This is a genomic window from Chlorobiota bacterium (assembly GCA_016710285.1).
In the GTDB taxonomy this organism is placed as follows: Bacteria; Bacteroidota; Ignavibacteria; order OLB7; family OLB7; genus OLB7.
This window is the reverse complement of the sequence record JADJXR010000001.1, coordinates 4,083,785-4,103,930: the sequence shown is the minus strand read 5'-3', so window position 1 is coordinate 4,103,930 and position 20,146 is coordinate 4,083,785. Positions and strand designations below refer to the sequence as shown.

18 protein-coding genes are annotated in these 20,146 nt (G+C 55.4%); 5 read left to right on the top strand and 13 right to left on the bottom strand.

What is annotated here, in order from left to right:
• Positions 1-30 precede the first annotated feature (30 nt).
• The 6 genes from IPM61_15415 to prfA form a co-directional block, all read right to left on the bottom strand.
• On the bottom strand, positions 31-1,248 hold the full coding sequence (locus IPM61_15415) for a molybdopterin molybdotransferase MoeA (protein ID MBK8912699.1): 1,218 nt from the start codon (positions 1,246-1,248) through the stop codon (positions 31-33).
• Between the two features lie 123 nt (positions 1,249-1,371).
• Positions 1,372-2,526: an LptF/LptG family permease gene (locus IPM61_15410; protein MBK8912698.1), complete on the bottom strand. Its 1,155-nt coding sequence runs from the start codon at positions 2,524-2,526 to the stop codon at positions 1,372-1,374.
• A gap of 24 nt (positions 2,527-2,550) precedes the next feature.
• Positions 2,551-2,871: a hypothetical protein gene (locus tag IPM61_15405; protein MBK8912697.1), complete on the bottom strand. Its 321-nt coding sequence runs from the start codon at positions 2,869-2,871 to the stop codon at positions 2,551-2,553.
• A 49-nt stretch (positions 2,872-2,920) separates the two neighbouring features.
• Positions 2,921-4,027: a cytosolic protein gene (locus IPM61_15400; GenBank protein MBK8912696.1), complete on the bottom strand. Its 1,107-nt coding sequence runs from the start codon at positions 4,025-4,027 to the stop codon at positions 2,921-2,923.
• The gene (locus tag IPM61_15395; protein ID MBK8912695.1) at positions 4,028-5,140 is read right to left on the bottom strand and encodes a L,D-transpeptidase; all 1,113 of its coding nucleotides are present in this window, start codon (positions 5,138-5,140) and stop codon (positions 4,028-4,030) included.
• Positions 5,141-5,293: 153 nt separating this feature from the next.
• Positions 5,294-6,373, bottom strand: a complete 1,080-nt coding sequence (gene prfA, locus IPM61_15390; GenBank protein ID MBK8912694.1) for a peptide chain release factor 1 — start codon at positions 6,371-6,373, stop codon at positions 5,294-5,296.
• A 170-nt stretch (positions 6,374-6,543) separates the two neighbouring features.
• On the opposite strand from prfA, the gene IPM61_15385 reads away from it, so the two are divergent.
• On the top strand, positions 6,544-8,154 hold the full coding sequence (locus tag IPM61_15385; protein ID MBK8912693.1) for a tetratricopeptide repeat protein: 1,611 nt from the start codon (positions 6,544-6,546) through the stop codon (positions 8,152-8,154).
• Positions 8,155-8,196: 42 nt separating this feature from the next.
• On the opposite strand, the gene IPM61_15380 is transcribed toward IPM61_15385, so the two are convergent.
• Entirely contained in the window at positions 8,197-8,988 is a 792-nt protein-coding gene (locus IPM61_15380; GenBank protein MBK8912692.1) for a 5-deoxy-glucuronate isomerase, read from the bottom strand.
• A 171-nt stretch (positions 8,989-9,159) separates the two neighbouring features.
• Between IPM61_15380 and IPM61_15375 the strand changes: the two genes are divergently transcribed.
• Positions 9,160-9,723, top strand: coding sequence for a dCTP deaminase (locus IPM61_15375; GenBank protein ID MBK8912691.1), 564 nt, complete (start codon positions 9,160-9,162; stop codon positions 9,721-9,723).
• Positions 9,724-9,748: 25 nt separating this feature from the next.
• Positions 9,749-11,737, top strand: a complete 1,989-nt coding sequence (locus IPM61_15370; GenBank protein MBK8912690.1) for a DNA primase — start codon at positions 9,749-9,751, stop codon at positions 11,735-11,737.
• A gap of 55 nt (positions 11,738-11,792) precedes the next feature.
• Here the strand turns inward: IPM61_15370 and IPM61_15365 are convergent, their stop codons facing one another.
• Together IPM61_15365 and IPM61_15360 are read right to left on the bottom strand one after the other, a co-directional pair.
• On the bottom strand, positions 11,793-12,299 hold the full coding sequence (locus tag IPM61_15365) for a LytR C-terminal domain-containing protein (GenBank protein MBK8912689.1): 507 nt from the start codon (positions 12,297-12,299) through the stop codon (positions 11,793-11,795).
• Between the two features lie 65 nt (positions 12,300-12,364).
• The gene (locus tag IPM61_15360; protein MBK8912688.1) at positions 12,365-13,327 is read right to left on the bottom strand and encodes a hypothetical protein; all 963 of its coding nucleotides are present in this window, start codon (positions 13,325-13,327) and stop codon (positions 12,365-12,367) included.
• Between the two features lie 249 nt (positions 13,328-13,576).
• On the opposite strand from IPM61_15360, the gene htpG reads away from it, so the two are divergent.
• Both htpG and IPM61_15350 read left to right on the top strand, forming a co-directional pair.
• A complete protein-coding gene (gene htpG, locus IPM61_15355; protein MBK8912687.1) occupies positions 13,577-15,517 on the top strand; it encodes a molecular chaperone HtpG in 1,941 nt (646 codons plus the stop codon).
• Between the two features lie 101 nt (positions 15,518-15,618).
• Complete coding sequence (locus tag IPM61_15350) at positions 15,619-15,936, top strand: cupin domain-containing protein (protein MBK8912686.1); 318 nt, start codon at positions 15,619-15,621, stop codon at positions 15,934-15,936.
• Positions 15,937-15,973: 37 nt separating this feature from the next.
• On the opposite strand, the gene IPM61_15345 is transcribed toward IPM61_15350, so the two are convergent.
• The 4 genes from IPM61_15345 to IPM61_15330 are packed head-to-tail and all read right to left on the bottom strand — an operon-like array spanning position 15,974 to position 20,144.
• Entirely contained in the window at positions 15,974-17,062 is a 1,089-nt protein-coding gene (locus tag IPM61_15345) for an MCE family protein (protein ID MBK8912685.1), read from the bottom strand.
• A gap of 39 nt (positions 17,063-17,101) precedes the next feature.
• Positions 17,102-17,827, bottom strand: coding sequence for an ATP-binding cassette domain-containing protein (locus tag IPM61_15340; protein ID MBK8912684.1), 726 nt, complete (start codon positions 17,825-17,827; stop codon positions 17,102-17,104).
• Positions 17,828-17,847: 20 nt separating this feature from the next.
• A complete protein-coding gene (dcm, locus tag IPM61_15335) occupies positions 17,848-19,119 on the bottom strand; it encodes a DNA (cytosine-5-)-methyltransferase (protein MBK8912683.1) in 1,272 nt (423 codons plus the stop codon).
• A 2-nt stretch (positions 19,120-19,121) separates the two neighbouring features.
• A complete protein-coding gene (locus IPM61_15330) occupies positions 19,122-20,144 on the bottom strand; it encodes a hypothetical protein (protein ID MBK8912682.1) in 1,023 nt (340 codons plus the stop codon).
• Positions 20,145-20,146: the final 2 nt, after the last annotated feature.

Genomic DNA, 20,146 nt, shown 5'->3' with positions numbered 1-20,146 from the left:
GTTGCTGCCTGCTTCACCAACAATTCGGTTCTACAGCAGCTCAATGGTAACAATATCCCCCGTTTCCTGAAAGCCATCGTTCTCGGCCAGCAGAATCAAGCAGTTGGCCTTGCTGATAGAGGAGAGCGCGCCGCTGGACTGCGTGCCAGTGGTGGCAACGGTGGGAAATCCGGTTTCATCGGTGCTGAAGATGCCGCGGATGAAGTGCCGTTTGCTATCGGTTTTCTTGATTGGGGAACGCAACCGGGCAGCCATCCGAACCGGCTGCTCGGTCATCCCCAACATTGCTCGCATTGCCGGAAGAACGAATTGATGGAAGGTAATGGCCGTGGAAACCGGATTCCCAGGCAGCCCGAACACCAGGGTGCGCTCGGAGGCCACGTGGTAGGTTCCAAACATCACCGGCTTCCCGGGGCGGATGTTGACTTGATGGAATTGCACGCCAACCCCAAGCTCCGGCAAAATGTTCTGCACAAGGTCATACTCCCCGGCGGAAACCCCTCCGGTGGTCACCAGCAGATCGTACCGTAGCCCTTGTTCAATGGCTTCCAGAAGTGCGTCGCGGTCGTCGCCGGCAATGCCTAGGTCAATCGGCTCGGCTCCGAAATCGTTGCACAACGCGTACAGGGTTGGGAGCGAGCTGTTGCGGATTTGGCCAAGCGATGGAGTTCGGAACGGCTCAACAAGTTCGTTCCCCGTTGCCAGCAGCCCCACAATTGGCTTGGTGCGGACGGGGACGTTGACGATTCCCAGCGATGCCAGCACACCTACGTCGCCGGGGGTAAGCCGCTTCCCTGCGGTAATCACCTCGGTCCCTTGCTGAACATCTTCCCCAGCCGGCCGCACCGATTCCCACAAACGGATTGCGCGGCGAACCAGAACGGTGGCCTCGGCTTCGGAGGTTGCTTCAACTTCAATCACGCCGGTTGCCCCTTCCGGCAGAATGCCTCCGGTCATAATCCGCACCGCTTGACCCCGCCCAACGGCCCCGGCAAACGGAGCACCGGCGGCGGATTCCCCAATAACCTGAAGTGGAATCGGCATATCTACCGATGCCGAGGTGACATCTTCAGCGTGGATAGCATAGCCATCCATTGCGGAGTTTGGGGCAGGGGGGATGTTCTCGGCAGCGATGATGGATGTTGCCAGGACGCGCCCCGCCGCCAGCACCAACGGGACGGTTTCCACCGGCATTGTGCGTGTGCTGTTGGCAAGGACAATGGAGAGAGCTTCGGAGAATGAGATCATAACGTGTGAAAGGCGCAATGCCAAATATCGGCAGGAGGATTGCGCTGGTGTATGAACGGAGAATTGGCGTTTTGGGAAGCCGCAAACGCAAACGTACAAGAAACCGAGGGGATAGCCGCCCGGTTAGCCCCGCTCGATGCGAAACAGGTTAAACACGCCGATGATGCAGAAGACGATGTTGGACATCCAAGCCGTAAGCTCGGGGGGGAACTGCGTGCCGTAGGTGAAGGTTTTGCTCACCTCGTTCAGCACCATGTAGAGCGCGCTTATCAGTGCCGTGATTGCTATCTGCATTGCCGCACCGCTTTTGCGCTGCGCCGATGAAAATGGAATGCCGAAGAAGACAACAATGAAGGCAGAGAAAGGGAAGGCAAAGCGGCTGTAGTAATCAATCAAAAGTTTTTCCACGTTGCGCCCGCCAAGCCGCTCTTGCTCGATGCGTTCGCGCAATTCCCCAAGCGTCAGTTCTTTCACGTTCTGCTGCGACAAGTTCAGCTCTTGGGGGGTAATCGGAAGGAATCCGATTTCCCGCTCCTTGAACGGCGTTGTGGCAATGAGTTCCGGGTTTGTGAGGTTCCGGGCTGTGCCGTTCTGAAGTATCCAGAGTTTCCGTGCGGTGTCGTAGCGCATCGTTGCCGCGTCAATCCGCTCGGTGATGCGGATGGTGGTGGCTGTGTCGGTCTTCACCTCAACCTCGGTCGCCGATTTCCGGTGAATGGTGCTTACGGGAACCCGTGCGGCGGTGTCGAATCGTTCAAGGGCAACGGTGGTGGCTTGGCTGGTGGTGGGGTCAAAAAAATTGATCAGGAGATTCAGCGTTGGGGAGATTCGCTTGAAGACGTTGTACTGCGCGCCGGAGCCACCTTTCTCAAGGAACTTCCGTTCAATAGCGTAGCGTTCCTTGTTGGTAACCGGCACAATCCAGCCGTTGAAATAGACCATGAAGCCGCTAACCAGCAAGCCGAACAGGAGGATTGGGGTGGCGATGCGCCTCATGCTTCTTCCGGCAGCACGCATGGCGGTTAGCTCGTGGGTTTGGTCCAATCGGCCAATGGTGAACAGGCTTGCCAGCAACGTGCCAATCGGGACAATCAATTGGGTGATGTCGGGGATGGAGTAGAGGTAGTACTTCAGGATAATTGAGCCGGCGACGTTGTTGTCGTAAAACTTCCCCAGCTTCTCCATGATGTCCACGGCGATATAGATCACCACAAACGCCAGTACGCCAAATAAAAATGTCTGGATGAATTGCCGAAGGAGATAGCGATCAAGACGCATGATGACAGGGGAAGGGGGGCAGGGCTAATCGTTGGGGAAGAACTGCATGAAATCGTGCAGCGATGCCGAGGTCATTACGCGAAGGCTTAGCTGACTTAGCATCTCGGGTTCGCGGATGCTTTGAACTTTAGTCAGGACATCCTCCGGTAGCTCACCAAATTTGGCAGTAAGAAGCATCGGAACAACAGAGCGCAGTTGCTGAAGCCCTTGTTCAATTCCTTTCTCAATGCCCTGCTGCATTCCTTTCTCAATCCCCTGTTGCATTCCTTTCTCGATACCCTGCTCAATGCCTTGCTGAAGGCCTCGATTAAATCCTAACTGCTCAATGCTGGTGATATACGGCATGGCGTTTTCCTTCTCAAAGTTTGTGAATTCTGTCCAGAAGGATTCGGGATTAGTCGTTGGGGAAGAACTGCATGAAATCATGCAGCGATGCCGAGGTCATTACACGAAGGCTTAGCTGACTTAGCATCTCGGGTTCGTGGATGCTTTGAATCTTAGTCATGGTTTCCTCCGGTAGCTCACCAAACTTGGCAGTAAGAAGCGTCAGGACAACAGAGCGCAGTTGCTGAAGCCCTTGTTCAATGCCTTTCTCGATGCCTTTCTCAATGCCTTTCTCGATGCCTTTCTCAATGCCTTTCTCAATTCCCTGCTGCATTCCTTTCTCAATTCCCTGCTGCATCCCTTTCTCGATCCCTTGCTGCATTCCTTTCTCGATACCCTGCTCAATGCCTTGCTGAAGGCCTCGATTAAATCCCAATTGCTCGATGCTGGTGATATACGGCATGGCGTTCTCCTTCTCAAAGTTTGTGAATTCTGTCCAGAAGCGGGTTGTTAGTGCTTCTGGTAGGCGCATCAGCCAATCAATAAACCGGAACAGGTCAAGGATTTGCTGCCGGTTGTGGCCGGTTCGGTACAGCCCTTTTATCAGCTCCAGTTTCCATTGGTAGATCATGTCGGTATCGCGCCGCCACTGCAGGGTGCGCAAGTGCGCGGCGGTGACGGTTCCAAAGACGTTCGGGTTTGCCGCTATCGTGTCCAAGTCTGCGCGGAAATCAATCAGCTTGGTTGTGGCAAACCGCAGAAGCACTTCCGTTCCCATCAAGCCATAGGTGAATTCGGCAGGCCGCCACCGTTGGTCGCTATCGGCAAGCACCGCAAAACTTGCCACCCTGCGGCGGTAAAGGTCGAAAATTCGATTGTTGTAGATGTACATCCGCTCGGCAAAATCGGCATCGGGCTGCTGCTGCACCTCGATGTGAATCAGCACCCATGCCTCCTCGGCTTCCGTGGTCCATACTTTTGCCAGCGTGTCAACGTACCGCCGCCCAATTTCTGCTTCGCGTGCAACTTGCCGAAGCTCTTTGTCCAAAAACTCCGGCTGGCGGCTCCAATCAATCTGCGAAAACGCTTCGGGAAAATAGAACGCAAAAAACTGATCGAGGTACCCCTCGATGATCTCCTTCCACGGGCTGTCGTAATCGTTGGAGTTCTGCTCCATCTACTGGCCGGAGTCGTTGGTTTCGGGCTTCTTTTTTTCGACAGGTTTCGCTGTACTGGCTTGGCGCGCTTTGCGGCGTTTGTTGTAATCAATGGACCAGGAAAGCTGCACATCCTTGCGGATGATTCCGCGGGCTTTCAGCGTGTCTTCAGCCGTCACATACCGCTGGCGATTTGGCAATCCGCCGCGTGCGTCGGCGGGCACTTGGCTGATTGGGATCAACGCTTCTTCAATCTGCATCGGCGCATCGGGCAGCTTCACGATGCTATCGCGGTTGCTGGTTAGCTCCAGCCATGGGCCGCCACGCTTCCGGGTGAAATCAAACATATCCAAAATGATAACCGGGGTCCCCGATAACGCCACAAACCGCCCGTCCTGGCGGCGCGCACCTTCCCCCCAGTCGAATAACCATTTTGCATCGGTCATAAACTGCCGCACGCAGGAGTGGGAAACCGGGCGGCCCGGCATCGCGAACTGATGGAACGCATTGCCAGCATGAAGATGGAAATTCCATGTGTAGGGGAGCTTCCAAAACTCATTCAATGATGAAATCCGCAACCGCTCCTTCCAGTTTAATGCGTACCGCCCGGGAAGCGTTGGCTTCCGCTCGGTCCCGGTGTTGCAGGCCGCAAACCGCACCAGCCGCCCGTTCTCATAACAGGCGTAGGCTTGGAAGCTGTTGGAGATCATAATGATCTTTTTGATGGAATCGGCCGCGGGATACCGCTGCGGAAAAATGGAGTAAGCCCGAAGATCGGGAACAATGCTGTCCGGCAGCGATACCGTGTCCCCCACGTGGAAGTATCCAAACTCCTTCCGGTTCATGGTGATGATTGCGCGGTGGGCGGCGGTGTCCTTCGCGTAAGCAAACCGCTTCCGGATGGAGTCAAGCAACTCCTTTGTTAAAGCCACTTTCCGATATCCAATCCGTGGGAAAATCTCCTCCTCGGCGCGCCGTTTTGCTGCAATGGCCGAGTCGGCGCGGCGTGCCGAGTCCGCTTTGGCGATGGAGTCGGTGCGGCGTTCTTCTTCGCGTGCGGCTTCGCCACCGCAGGAAAGGAGTAGCAAGCATGATGGTACTACCAGAAGCAATGTCCGGGTGCAGAACGTCATGGATTCGGTGGAACGATGGTTGCGTTGTTGTTGTGCTTGTGTAGCTGCGATGACCACGCCAAAATGAACCTTTTCGGGGAAACCACAATGGGCTGCAATGGTGAGGGGTTTCGGGCGGTGCGCTTGGCGCGCCATGCCCTTCCCAATTGGCAACTACAACGTCACCCCGGCCTTCAATTTCTCGGCGCGGTCGGCAAGGTTTAGCGCGGTGATGATTGGCTCAAGCCCCCCTTCAACAACTTCCACAAGGGGGTGGTTTTTGTCATCGCCGGTAAGGCGGTGGTCCGTGACGCGATTTTGCGGCCAGTTGTAGGTTCGGATTTTATCGGAGCGGTCGCCGCTTCCCACCATCTCCTTCCGTTGGGCCGCGTAGGCGCTGTCGCGCTTCTCCCGCTCCATCTCGTACAGTTTTGCGCGAAGCATCTTCATTGCCCGCTCGCGGTTTTGCAGCTGGGAACGCTCCTGCTGGCAAGCCACAACAACGCCGGTGGGGGTGTGGGTTAATCGCACCGCCGTTTCCACTTTGTTCACATTCTGCCCACCTTTCCCGCCGGAACGGAAGGTGTCCAGTTGGATGTCGGCGGGGTTGATCTCAATCTCCACATCCTCCACCTCCGGCAAAATGGCAACCGTTGCTGCCGAGGTATGCACCCGCCCTTGGGCCTCCGTTGCCGGAACACGCTGCACCCGGTGGACCCCCGATTCCCACTTCATCGTTCCAAAAACCTCCTCACCGCTCAGCTGAAACACCACTTCCTTGAACCCGCCCAGGTCGCTTTCGCTGAAGTCCAGAAGCTCCAGCCTCCAGCCTTTGCGCTCGGCAAAGCGGGTGTACATTCGGTAGAGGTCGCCAGCGAACAGCGCGGCTTCTTCTCCGCCGGTTCCGGCGCGGACCTCCACAATGCAGTTCTTGGTGTCGTCGGGGTCGGGGGGGATCAGAAGGATTCTGATCTCTTCCTCCATCCGCTCCTTCTGGTCGCGAAGTTCGGCAAACTCCACTTCGGCCATTTCGCGAAGTTCGGGGTCGTCAACGGAGTTCATCAACTCCTTTGCGCCGTCAAGATTGCTGAGAAGTTTGCGGTAGCTGTGGTAGGCCTCCACAATCGGCGCAAGCTGCTTTTGCTCGCGCCCAAGCTCCCGATATGCCTTCATATCATTGAAGATTCCGGGGTCGGCAAGGCGTTGCTCAATCTCCTCGTGGCGACGGGCAATATGGGTCAGTTTATCAAGCATGATGTTGGTTCCGTAAAAAAATGGCCTGCAATCTACATCTCCCGCGCTGATCTGGCTGTTCGGATATGAATCAGCGGCGGCCCATCAAGCCCAGGTTGGGGGGGAAGGCACGTTGGGGGATTGTTCTTTCAGGAGATGCTGTATTTTCCGGCATCAATGGCAATGCCAACATGAGAACGCCCAAACGATATTTCGCACGGTGTGGCTGGGCTGCCGCACTTTGCTTGCTGTTGCTTGCCGCGTGCGCACCGGCTCGGAAGATTCTGCCACGGGAGCCGGCGCGTGGGGCGTTGCCGCCGGAGCGTGGGCGAATTGAATATCACTTTTTGCGCGGCTCGGTTTTCCAGATGCAGGGGGAGTTTCAGCGGGCGATTGGCGAGTTCCAACGGGTGCTTCGGGTGGACACGGCCAACGGCCCGGCCAATGCGGCAATCGCCCGATGCTGGCAGCGGCTTCGCCGTGCCGACAGCGCGTTGCCTTACGCCGCCGCAGCGGTGCGGGCAACCCCCGAACACCTTCCTTCGCGCCAGCAGTATGCCGAGTTGTTGGCAACGGCTGGGCTGTTCGATTCCGCCGTGGCGCAGTGCCGGTTTATCATCCTTCGGAAGCCATACGATGCCAACGCCCATTACATGATTGCCATGATTCTGCAGGGGCGGGACCCGGCAGAGGCCATCAGCCATTTTGAGTTCCTTCGCCGAACCACCGAGGATGATTACGACCTGCTGCTGAACCTTGCCGAACTCTACATCAACACCGCCCAATTTGCCAATGCCGCATCCACCTTGCGGGACGCGGTGGAGCTTTCGCCAAACGACCCCGATGTCTATTCCTTGTTGGTTGATGCCTACGGGCGAGATTCCGCATGGAGCAAGATTCCAGAGGTTATCGAGCTAGCCGCAAACCGCATTGGCGACAGTGCTTCGGTGGAGGAATTTTTTCTGGATCACCTGACTGACTTTCTTGATGATGCCCAGCTTCCGATAAGCCCCCAACAACGCCAGTACGGCGCGCAGCTTGCCACCATTGCCGCCAATCGCTCGGTCTCCTGGCGAATGAGTCTGTACGCCGGTATCGCCCTTCATGCCGCCGACCCCGCCGCGTTGCGTGCCGATACGCTGGCCAAGCAGGGGTTGTCAAACCGCGAATGCACTCAGCAGGAGTGGGAGTCGGTTGCCGAGGAGTGGAGCAGCCAGCAGGCCGAACCGTTGCGCGCCTTGCAAGTGCTGCTTCCATCGGGATGGAGATTGCGGAGCATTCCGGCTATCCCGCTAACGCTGGGCAAGTTGTACGGCGAACTCCACCGGCCCGACAGTGCCGAATGGTACACCCGTTTGGCGATTGCGGCCTTCCCGGGCGATGCCGAAGGGTGGGCGCAGCTTGGCGAACTTCTTGAACAGCAAGGGCGGCATACCGAGGCCTGTGCGGCATGGGATCAAGTGCTGCGCCGTGAGCATGACGACCTTGTGACGCTTTGCCGCTACGCCGTTTCGCTTGCCGACCGCTCCGCCCGGCTTGACGACGCGCTTCGTATGGCCCAGCTTGCGCTGCGGCTGAACGATTCCCTTTCCATCTGCCACGATGCCGTTGGCTGGACCCTTCTGAAGATGGGGGAGCCACAGCAGGCCTTGCCCTACCTTGAACGTGCGGCAGAGAACGGGCCGCCGTCGCCGGAGATATTCCGGCATCTTGCCGAAGCCTACGAATCGCTTGGCAATCCCGACAAAGCCCGCGCAGCATGGGAACAAGCCGGGGGAAGGAAAACAATGGGGAAACGGTGAAAGCGGCTTCCGTTACTCACTCGGATTACTCACTCTGCTGGCTCACTTCAGCCCCGTCTCCATCAAAAATTCTGGTTGGACGTTTACGCCGCCAACTTTCCGCCACGTGTGGTCCTGCAGCGAGCAGAGAAGCCAGGCAAAGTTGATCGGGAAGCCCGGAGCCGCCACATTTGGGTGATAGCCTTTCACAATCACCACCGCGTCATCTTCATACACCGGCGTGATAACCTCCGGCTCGGCAAGGCTGGTGTAGATGTACTGCGTGCCAAAACCCGGGCGCGGCATGTCGAAGAAAAGGTAGAGTTCCTCCTGCGTGGCAGCGTGTTCGTGCGGGGGCCAGCTTGTCCAGTTTCCGGGGTTGGACATGGTGACGCCGGTCAGGAGCTTCGCCCCCTGGACGTTCTCGGCAATCACCTTGTGGATTTCGCGGTAAAACGGCTCGGCACCAACTTTCAGATACATCCCTTCCTGCTGCCGTGCTTCCTGGTGCTTCACGAATTGAGCCGGGTACTCAAGCTCGGTTGGTGCGCTTCCTTCCATAATGTCAATCGCGCTATCGGTGGCCACGGTGAAGGCGGCTCCACGCGGAACGTACACGCCATCGAACCGTGCGACGGCGAATGTTTGGTCCCCCACGGTCACGGTTCCTTCGCCATGCAGCACCAGCAGTGTGGTCTCGCGCCCGGGGTTCTGGGCCGTGATTGTTGGGACCTCATGGTCAAGGATGATGCGCCCGGCGGAGATGAATTTGAAATCGGTGGTCTCGGGTGAGATGACGATGTTCCGCCCTTTCATGGCGGCGGTGTTGCGAACAACCCAGGGATGCTGTGGCATGGCTATCGGCATGGTTAGCGATGGTTGATGATTGATTGCTGAATCGTTTCCGGCAAAGATACGCACGCGCTTCACCCGCGCCGCGATGATGCCCAGCCGCGGTGGGTGGATAGATGCCTTGAATCTGCTATCTTGCCCCCCAATTCCAACAAACAACCAAGCCAAACAACCGTGATCCTGACCGACACCGAAATTTTGCACGCCATTGATACTGGCGACATCGTTATCCAGCCCTATCGCCGTGAGTATTTGGGAACCAACAGCTACGATGTCCATTTGGGCGAGTGGCTTGCCACCTACGACGACGAGGAGCTGGATGCACGCCGCCACAACCAGATCACCACCTTCCGAATTCCAGAGGAAGGGTTTGTGCTGCGTCCGGAGCGGTTCTATCTGGGGGTGACGGTGGAGTACACCGAATCGCACAAGCACGTCCCGTTTCTGGAGGGGAAAAGCTCCATTGGGCGGCTTGGGATTGACATCCACGCCACAGCGGGGAAGGGGGATGTGGGGTTCTGCAACCACTGGACCTTGGAGATTTCCGTGAAGCAGCCGATCCGCGTCTATGCCGGAATGCCGATTGGCCAGCTGATCTACTTTGAAGTGAAAGGGGAAGTGGAGGTCCCCTACAACGTGAAAGGGACCGCCAAATACAACGCCCGCACCGACAAACCGGTGGAGAGCATGATGTGGAAGAATTTTGAGGAGAAGTTGATGATGGAGTTGGAACGGTAGCAGATTCTGATCCCGACAGTTCATCATGTCCAGCATCCCCAACGAAATCGTTGAACGGGTCCGTTCGGAGGCGAACATCGTTGATGTTATCAGCGATTATGTTCGCCTTCGTCGCACCGGGAAAAACTGGACCGGGCTGTGCCCGTTCCACGACGACAAACGCCCGTCGTTTGCGGTGGAGCCAGTCCGCGGAATCTACAAGTGCTTCTCCTGCGGGAAAGGGGGGAACGTCTTCACGTTCCTGACCGAGAAAAACGGGTGGACCTTCCCCGAAGCGGTTCGCCACCTGGCGGCGCAACTGAACATCGAAATCCCCGAGGACCGCGCCGACCGCGAACAATACACCGAGAACGAACGCCTTGCCGCCGCAATCCGCGAGGCCGCACGGTTCTACTTCCGCACCCTCCGTTCCGATGCTGGCCTTCCTGCCCAAGCCTACTTCAAAGGGCGCGGCTTTACCGATGAAACCATCCTCCGTTTCGGCTTGGGCTACGCCCCCGATGAGTGGGAAGCATTGCTGAAACGCCTTACCGAGCAAGGATTCACCAATCAGGAGTTGGAGAAGGCGGGGCTGATACTGAAACGCGAGGGCCGCGCCGGCTGGTACGATCGCTTCCGTGGTCGCACCATGTTTCCAATTTTTGGGGCAACCGGGCGGGTGGTCGGTTTTGGGGCGCGGCGAATGAAGGAGGACCCCGACCAACCCAAATACATCAACACCCCCGAGACCTCCATCTACCAAAAAAGCCGCGTGCTGTACGGGCTGTTCCAGGCCAAGGACGCTATCCGGCGCCGGGGGCTGGCGTTGTTTGTTGAGGGATATGCCGATGTGATCTCGCTTCACCAAGCCGGGGTGGATACCGCAATCGCCACCTGCGGAACGGCGATGACGCCGGACCACGCCGAGCTTATCGCCCGATACACCAACCGCGTGGTGCTGATTTTCGACAGCGACCGCGCCGGCGAGGCCGCAACCGAGCGGGGCATTGACGTGCTGCTGCGCCAGGGGCTGGATGTTTCGGTGATGCGCCTGCCAAACGGCGAGGACCCCGACACGTTCGTGCAGAAATTTGGCGCGAAGGAGTTCGAGGGGCGCGTGGCTTCCAGTGTCTCCTTCTTGGAGTTCCGCGCACGTGCCATGAAGAACGCCGGGGACTTCGACGCGCCCGAACGGAAGGCCGATGCGATTCGGCATATCGTTGGCGCAATCGCCCTGATTCCCGACACCCTGAAGCGGGAACTCTACGTCCAGAAATTAGCGGCCGATTACCACCTGCCGGAAACGCTTCTTTCCCAAGAATTAGCGCGGGCGGTTGGAACCCAAACGGCGCGCCGCCCCCGTCCGATTCCCGCAGCCAACCCAACGCCGCCGCTGCCCGAATCCACCCCAGACGCAGCGGCAGCGGACGGCCCACCGGAACCCGCGACTTCAGCTTCTTCCCAGCAAGGTGCGGCATCGGCTGCGCCCGCCCCGGCTTCCCCCGCGTTGCGCCAGGCGATCACCCAATCGGAGTTGCCGCCGGAGGAGTTCGGGCTGCTGAAGGTGCTGGTGCGTGGCGATCAGCAATTATTGGAGCACGTCTTTGCCCACATTGATCCCGATGACTTCACCCACCACGTCACCCGCGAGCTTGTTGGGGTGATCCTGGCCCACTACGTCAACCAGCGGTCCTTTGTGCTGGATGACTTGCTGATGGAGGAAATGAACCCCGAGCTGCGCGACCTTGTGACGCTGCTGGCCATTGAGCGCGAAACAATCAGCACCCACTGGAGCCGATGGGACCCGGAACTGCGCGAACCGAACTACTGGAAGATCGCCCGCGACTGCTTGGTCCGAATCGCAAAAGCCAGCGAGCGACGGCAGTTCCAAACTATTCAGGAGGAGTTGTTGAAGCTGGAGAACGACCCAACATTGCAGGAAGAAGAACGGGAGGAGAAGAAGATGATGTACTTCCAGCGGATTCGCGAGCTGAACGATTGGCACCGGAATTTATCGGCGTTGCAGGAAGGGTAGCAGGGGATAGCAGAGTGAGGGGGGGGAGGCCGCCGTGCGGTTCGGGTGGTGGGGATTATTTCATTGGGCGCAAACTCAGGTAATCCTCCCCGATGATGACCGTGGCCCGCAGGTACAGGCTGCTGTCAATCTCCGTCTCGATCCGTTCCGGGGGGATGCCAAGCGCGTAGGCAATTTTCCGTGCCGACACAGGGTCGCCGATTCGGTCAATCACTTTTGAGTATCGCTCCAGCGTTTTTTCGGTTCCATACTCCGGAACATCGAACTTCCGGGCGCGCAAGAACTCGGTGAATTTCACGGCAACTCCATTCACCCCGCAAGCGTTCACCACGTTGACTTGGATATGCTCCCCGGCCTTCACGTACATATCGGTGCGTTCCACCTGCGAATCCACTTTGGGGCGGATGACGTTCCGTTCCAGCAAGGCATATCCCAGCACCAGCACCAGCAGTGTTGCCGGAACAATCGCCAGCAGATACCGCCCCTTGCGGCGGCCCGGTGTGGAGCTTGCTGCGGGGGGGGCGGTGCGGTCGCGTAAACGTCGTGGGGCTTGTTGATTCATCTCCAATCGTTCTGTCGAATCTCTGTTTTGATCTCTATTCAGTGGCGCGTTCTGTGGGGATGGCCTTACCGCAATCGCTCCACCCCTGCGGCGTAGATCGAATCCAACTCTTGGAATTGAACCCCGGGCAACCGCTGGCGCAAAAACTCCGACTCGGAATCCCAGAAACTCCGCATTGCGCGGGCACCGTTGGCACGCTCCAACGCCAGCAACGCCAACGCCGCCGGGGCAAACAACCGCACATCCTCCTCCACGGTGATGGTGTCCCCCTGCAAGTCTTTGCGGGCAGTTCGGTATTCCTCCAACTGCTGCTGCGCCGCCTCCAGATAGAACCCCGCCTGCCGGTTGTTCATGCTTCGGAACGCGCCGTCCGCAAACGCCAAAACGTCGCTGACGTAGCTTCGCGCAGCTGCGTGCGAGGTGAAGACCGGCCACAGAAGATCGTGCATCAGCACCCCTTTCCCCTGAACGTGCGGAAGCGGTGGCGCGAACTTCGGCGCGCCACGGTCGGCACGGAGGATCAGGCGCACGGGGCCTGAATCGCCCGAGCAGATCAGCATCCCGCGCGCGGCAACGTCGTCGTTCCCGCCGGAGTAGAGTTCGGCAACGATGTCGGGGTGGCGGTCGCCGGTGGCATCAAGGGTGGAAAGGGTCATCATCCAGAACGCGCTGTCGGACATGGCTTGCGCCCAATGCCGGGTCTTCGGGTCCTGCCGGAAAACCTGGATCAGGTCCGCCCGCGCCCCGTTCGGAATCATCGCACGGTCGGCAAGGCTGGTGACGATCTGCTCCGGCTGGTGGTCGCCATCAAGGTCCAGCGCAAACGTGGTGTCAAGCTGCCGCCCGGCCGGGAAATTTGGCAGATGGAAGATGGTGTCGGGGGGCGTTGCTATGGGCATGGGCGCGGGGTCGCGAGCGGGGGGATCATCGCCCCCGCAACCGCCCAGCATCAGCGCGCCGGCAACAACCGTGGCGGCAAACAAACAGCCCAGATAGTTCAGATAGCCAAACAAGAACATTCGATTCAACAACGGTTGCACGGCAACAGTGGCAGGAGTTCAAAGGAACCCAAAGGTAGGGAGGAAACCGCTTGCGCCAAGCCAGTTGCCGTTGCCGGTATCGTAAATGGTTTTTTCGGGGGAGGCCTTCCGCCGTTGCTCCGTGCTATTTTTGCGCGTTGCCGCCGTGGGTTGCACGCCCGTGGGCAATGCACCGCCGCGCAACGCACACGCACAGACTTTTAGCTTGCTACTATCCACTCAATCAATCAAAGAATTATGCAGGAACGAATGGAATTTCAGACCGAGGCCAGACAGCTTCTGGACCTGATGATCCACTCAGTCTATTCAAACAAGGACATCGTCCTTCGCGAATTGATCAGCAACAGCTCCGATGCCCTGGACAAACTCCGCATCGAATCGCTCCAGAACGAGGAGCTTCGGGGGGAATGGAGCGACCCCGCCATCCGTATCGAGTTCGACAACGAAGCCCGCACCGTTAGCATCACCGACAACGGCATTGGGATGAACCGCCAGGAAATCGTGACGAACATCGGCACGATTGCCCGCAGCGGAACCCGCGAATTTTTGACGATGCTGAAATCAAAATCGGAAGGGGGGGAAGCGGTCAGCGCGGACCTGATCGGCCAGTTCGGCGTTGGCTTCTACTCCACCTTTATGATTGCCGACCGCGTCACGCTGCTGACGCGCCGCGCCGGCGAATCATCGGCATGGCAATGGGAATCCACCGGCGACGGAACCTACACGATTCAGGAAGCCGAACGCACCGGCCACGGAACCACCGTCACGCTTCACCTGAAGCCGGTGGACCACGAAGATGCCATGAACGATTATGCCGACGAATGGACTATTCGGAGCATCATCAAGAAGTACAGCGATTTCGTCAGCTACCCCATCCAGCTCCGCACCGAAAAGCCCGCCACCGACGATGATAAAAACAACAACGCGGCACTGGTAACCGAGCGTGGGACGGTCATTCGCCAGGAGACGATCAACTCCATGAAGGCCCTCTGGACCCGCCCGGCAAGCGAAATTCAGCAAACCGAGTACAACGAATTCTACAAGCATATCGGCCACGATTGGAGCGACCCACTTCGCGCAATCCATTTCCGCGCCGAAGGGACGTTTGAGTATTTCGCGCTTCTGTTTATCCCGTCGCGTGCGCCGATGGACCTGTTCACACGCGAGGGGGTTCACGGGCTGAATCTGTACGTGAAGCGGGTGTTCATTATGGAAGATGCCAAGGACCTGTTGCCCACCTACCTGCGGTTCGTGAAAGGCGTGGTGGATTCCGAGGACCTTCCGCTGAACATCAGCCGCGAAATCCTTCAGCAAAACCGCCAAATCCAGCTGATGCGGAAGCGGATCACCAAAAAAGTGCTGGACACTTTGGGCGAGCTTCGCGACAGCGACGGCGAGAAATACAAGGCTTTTTGGAGTGAGTTCGGCAGCGTATTGAAGGAGGGGGTCTATCAGGATGAGGAGAACCGCGAGCAGTTGCTGGGATTGGGGATGTTCAACACCACCAACGGGGAAGGGGTGGCCACGCTGAGTGAGTATATCGAAAGGATGAAGGAGGGGCAGGAAGCAATCTGGTATATCACCGGCGAAAATCTTAGCGTGCTGCGGAACTCGCCCCACCTTGAGGCCTTCCGCGACCGTGGGCACGAGGTGATCCTTCTTAGCGATGCCATTGATGCAATCTGGACCGGAATGGTGGAGGAGTTCAAAGGGAAGAAATTCCAATCCATCACCCGTGGCGACGTTGATTTGGGAAGTGGCGAGGAGAAAAAGGAGCAGGAAAAAGAGCGGAAGGAGAAAACCGAGGAATTTGGGGCGTTGCTTGGGGCAATCAAGGAGCGGCTGCACGATGATGTGAAGGAGGTTCGCATCAGCAACCGGCTCCGTTCATCGGCCGCCTGCCTTGTTGCCGACGAACATGACATGACCCCGCAAATGGAAAAAATCATGCGGGCAATGGGCCAGGAGCCGCCACGCAGCAAGCGAATTATGGAGGTGAACCCGGACCACCCGGTGCTTGGGAAGCTGTTGGCAATGCAATCGGACAACGTAAGCGACCCACAACTGGGGGATTACATTGACCTGCTGTATGGCCAGGCAATTCTTGCTGAGGGGGGCGAGCTGCCGGATCCCGCACGATTCAGCCGCCTTGTTGCCAATTTGATGGTGAAATCCTAACAGAAAAAAATGCCGTCCCGAATTTTTTTCGGGGCGGCATTTTTTTAGCGGCGTTTTTTTTAGCGGCGTTTTTTTATCAGGCACAACAACCCTTTCCAGCAATGTTCCTACCGAATTACCGCAAGCTCATCCGTTTCAGCGATGAGAAAATGGTGAAAATAAACTTGTTCGAATCGCACCGGATGTTCGCCGATCTTTATTGCCTGCGCCGCGGGCAGTCGCAAAAAGTTCACAGCCATGCCGACAACGATAAGGTCTATTTCGTGCTGGAAGGGGAGTGCGTTTGCACCCTGGGCCAGGAGGAACGCCTGTTGGTTGCGGGCGAATCGTGCGCTGCCCCGGCTGGGGTTCCGCACGGTGTCCGCAACGATTCCGAAACCGAAGCGGTGCTGCTGGTGATGATGGCTCCGCATCCGTAAATCGCTGGCACAACAGAAACCGCGTCCCAGCCCAGCATCACCGCCGCGACTGTTGCTGCTGCCGTAGCAATTCTGCTTCACGCTCCTTCAGCAGTTGCTCCTGCCGTTGCAATTCTTGCAGCCGAATTTCTATCAATTTATTCTGCAATTCGGTTGTTTTTATCTCATCTTCCCCGCCAGAGAAAAGCCCACCCACCAACCAACTGCTCCGCAGACCGCGCATATTTATTCCAAATTCCTTGGCGGCAAAGCTGGCGGAATTTGCAGTAACGCTCAAATTCCCAACCAATGTTTCCAGCGAGTCATATAAGGAGCGGTCGTAGAGCAATGCCCCAAAGGTTCCTTTCCCTTGTCCAATGTCTGTCACCAGCTTCTGCGTTTCCAGCGTGATATTATCAACATTTTTTGTGGCTTTATTGAGCGTGGTGCTCATCTCGTTGAATTGCCTTCCTGTCTCCGCAAACAATTTTTCTGCTTCGGCTGAAATACCCACCAGGTTATTATACGCGGCTTCATCGGTCAGCAATTTCCCCAAGGTCCCTTCCCCTTTGCGGAATCGGAGGAGCAGGGTATCAATGGAGCCGGTGATATTTTGGGCATTCTTAACAATGCTGCGGGCTTCGTCAACAATGGCAAGATAGTTGGTGGGGGGGATGGATGGGATGTAGTCGCCATCGCGGACCAGCGGGGCGGAATTATCGGCCATGGTTAAGGTGATAAGTTTATCACCAATCAGCCCTTGTTGGTCAATCGTGGCGTAGGTTGAGGTTCGAATGTAATCGTGGTAATCTCCATCAAGCACCATGTCAATTCGCACGAACGTTGCCGTATCCATTTTTAGCTGCACCCTATTCACCACCCCAATTTTAATTCCGTTCAGCATCACCAATGCTCCAGATTTCAGGCCTTCCACCGATTTAAATCGGGTATAGACCGCGAACGTATCGGAGAACATTTTCTGTTTATCGCCGATGACAAACACCCCAAGAACAAGGATAGCCAACCCAATCATTGAGAAAATGCCTGCACGAACAAGGCGTTTTGTTTTGTCCTTCCCTGTCACCATCACTGGGGCTTGCCCGGTGTGGCTCTGTTGCTGCGTGGATTGAGCGTTATGGCTGTTCATGGTTATGATTGGCTTAGTGATGGTTCGTCGGTAGCGTGGTTAGTCAAGTGAGAAAAATGTTTGCAGAAACTCGTGATTGGAATGCTTTGCTTCTTCCAAAGCCCCCTCGAACGCAATTACTCCACCTTCAATGTAGGCAACATTATCGGAAACGATTTTCAAGCAATAGGGATCATGGGTGACAACTATTCCGGTAATTTTTAGGTTGTCGCGAAGGTGCAAAATAAGCTCGGAAATTTCGCGAGTGGTTTGGGGGTCAAGCCCGGTTGTTGGCTCGTCGTACAGCAGGCATTCCGGCTCGGTGATAATTGTTCGTGCCACCCCAATGCGCTTGCGTTGCCCGCCGCTAAGCTCGCTTGGCATGGTGTTGAGTTTTTCCGGCAAACCAACTTGCTCCAAATAATGGGCAACACGATCCTTGATTTCACTCCAGGAGAGTTCTTTTTTTGTGCGTTGCAGCGGGAATGCAAGGTTTTCGCCCACGGTCATCGAATCATACAACGCACCGCTCTGGAAAACGTAGCCAACTTTTTTGCGAATTTCTTCCAGCACCTTCGGCTTCGCGCCAACAACCTCGATAGTATCCACAAGAATGCTCCCGCGGTCGGGTTCAATTAATCCGACGATGCTTTTCAGCAACACGCTTTTTCCGGTGCCGGAGCGACCAACCACCGTGGTGGTGGTGCTACGCTTCACCGTCAGGTTAATCCCGCACGCCGGAGCAACAGCCCCAAAACTTTTATGTAGATCGGTAATCCGGATCATTATGATGATTGATAAAGCATTTAATCGCTGAAAAGGGAAATCGTATTGTTTTGAAAATAATTAGAAAAAAGCTGCTCAATCACAGGGACGCTAACAGCATTACCTATTTGCCGATAGGCGTACGTGTCGTTTGGATGCAATGTGAAAGAATCGGGGAAGCCTTGTAATCGTGCACATTCTCTTGGAGTTAGCCTTCGCAGGCGATGATTATGATAAACGCCGAGTTTGTGAGAGTCGGAGGCGGTCAGCGTGATTGATATGCTATCGGGATCAAGAAATTTAAACACCTCGAATGACATATTCCCGCAAACAGGGTTATATCTACCATTCTCTTCTCTCAAGTACCCTTTATCTAACAATCCATCAATTACGTCGTGAATATCAGGTTTGGTGTAAAAATGCTGGATTTGCTCAAGTGTCAAGGCTTTACCATCCTGGTGCGTACCAAAAATATGCCGCCTGCGGTTAGAGATCAATAGGTTCATAAAATTGATTTCTTGGATATTACAAGCACCTTTAATCCCTATGTCCCATGAATGGATAGAGTTCCCGTGCCGAGTATCAATTAACCGAACGCCGTTTAGTTTTTTTAGATTTCCTCCAACAATTTGGCTCAACTTAGCAGTGAACCATGGCGAGCAGTCGTACTTGCTGTCTGGATTATCCTCCAGTATGTCTCTCACAACCGAAACGGCTTTGTTGTTGAACAGATCTAACGATTGCGAGTATGCAATAAAGCTGTGCGAATCACTTGATCCTACGTCGCTTGGTAAAGTGATTTTAGGCTTTGCATCTAAGGATGCTACAATGTAAATCCGCACTCTGTTTTGAGGGATTCCGTAATTGCTTGAATTCAAAAGACGAAACTCTATTCTATACCCGATATCCTCAAGAGAACGAATGATTGTGCGGAACGTTCTACCATTATCATGGGTTGTAAGCCCACGCACATTCTCAAGAAAGCAGAGTTTAGGTCGGTATTTTTTTAGTAGCCTTTCAATTTCAAAGAATAACGTTCCTCTGGTATCTGCAAATCCTAACTGCTTGCCGGCATAAGAAAATGATTGGCAAGGGAAGCCGGCAAGCAGAACATCGAATGCTTCTACTTCTTCAATGTCTTTGACATCAGTGTAAGAGTTCTCTTGAAAATTTGATGAGTATGTTTCACAGGCATATTTGTCAACCTCAGAGGATTTAACACACACTGATGAGATGCCCCGCTTTTGCAACGCTTGCTGAAAGCCCAACCGTATTCCACCGATACCTGAGAAAAGATCAACGAATTTTATCATCGCTATTTGGAAGATAGGTTTGTAGAGATGAAGTCACGTAAATCACGCAAGCCCGATTCCGAAAAATTTACAACGATGTCACTGTACCGAATAATGGTGTTGATGGCATTCCTACGTTGAAAATTCCCAGACCCATCAACAACGTATCCAACCTTGTGCCCCTTCCTATGAAGTAACTCTATCCTCGATTTTGCCAGAGCAGCTTTCCTTTCGATGACAGAATTGGTCGTCACCTGAAAACTGATTTCAATGGCAATGCAGGAACGGGTATCCAAATTCATAAACACGATGTCGAAGGAAGTCAAATTGCTGCTGTTGTGTGAGATGCCTTCAATGGTATGGCCTTTGTAGATGATATTATCGGGCAACCCTTGCTGAAGAACGCTTTTTGCATATTGCTCGCAGCTATGGCCAAGATCATTCGACGTAGAGCCGCCCGTGATACGGCTTACGTATAAATACCGCTGTTTGACAAATTCATCAATCACGCTTGGCTTCCCGAGCATCTGCCCAACTGAGCATTTTTCGATAAGCTCAGCGGGGAGTTCCGCATTCTTAATGGTTGATGATCCCCATAGCAATAGCATTGAGACATCCACCATCTCCTTATTGAATTCGTGAGGCCGATGCAACACCGATTTATCAACCTTTAGCGCGGCATTACTCCAATTCTTTTTTCCGCTGCCGAATGTGTGAATGTAGGTTTTGCCATCCCAAGCATATTCCATGCTTCCCGTGGGGAACAGAGTGTCAAAATCTTTGGCAAACCTTTGAAGCCGCTCCCCTCCAATATCTGTAAGCACCATCAAATGTTTAAGGAAAACATTTGGCGATAATGAGCTGAAATCCGTAACCACCTTTTGCCAAGCTGTTGGCGATTTATCCGAGCATTTCAGCACACTAATAAATTTATCCTGGGTTTGCAATAGCAATGGAAGCATGCTGATGTCCGATGCCGTTGAAGTCAGATGCTCCGGCCAGTACAAGCAAGCGGTTCTTTCGATTTCTTCAACTGTGGTCTTCATTC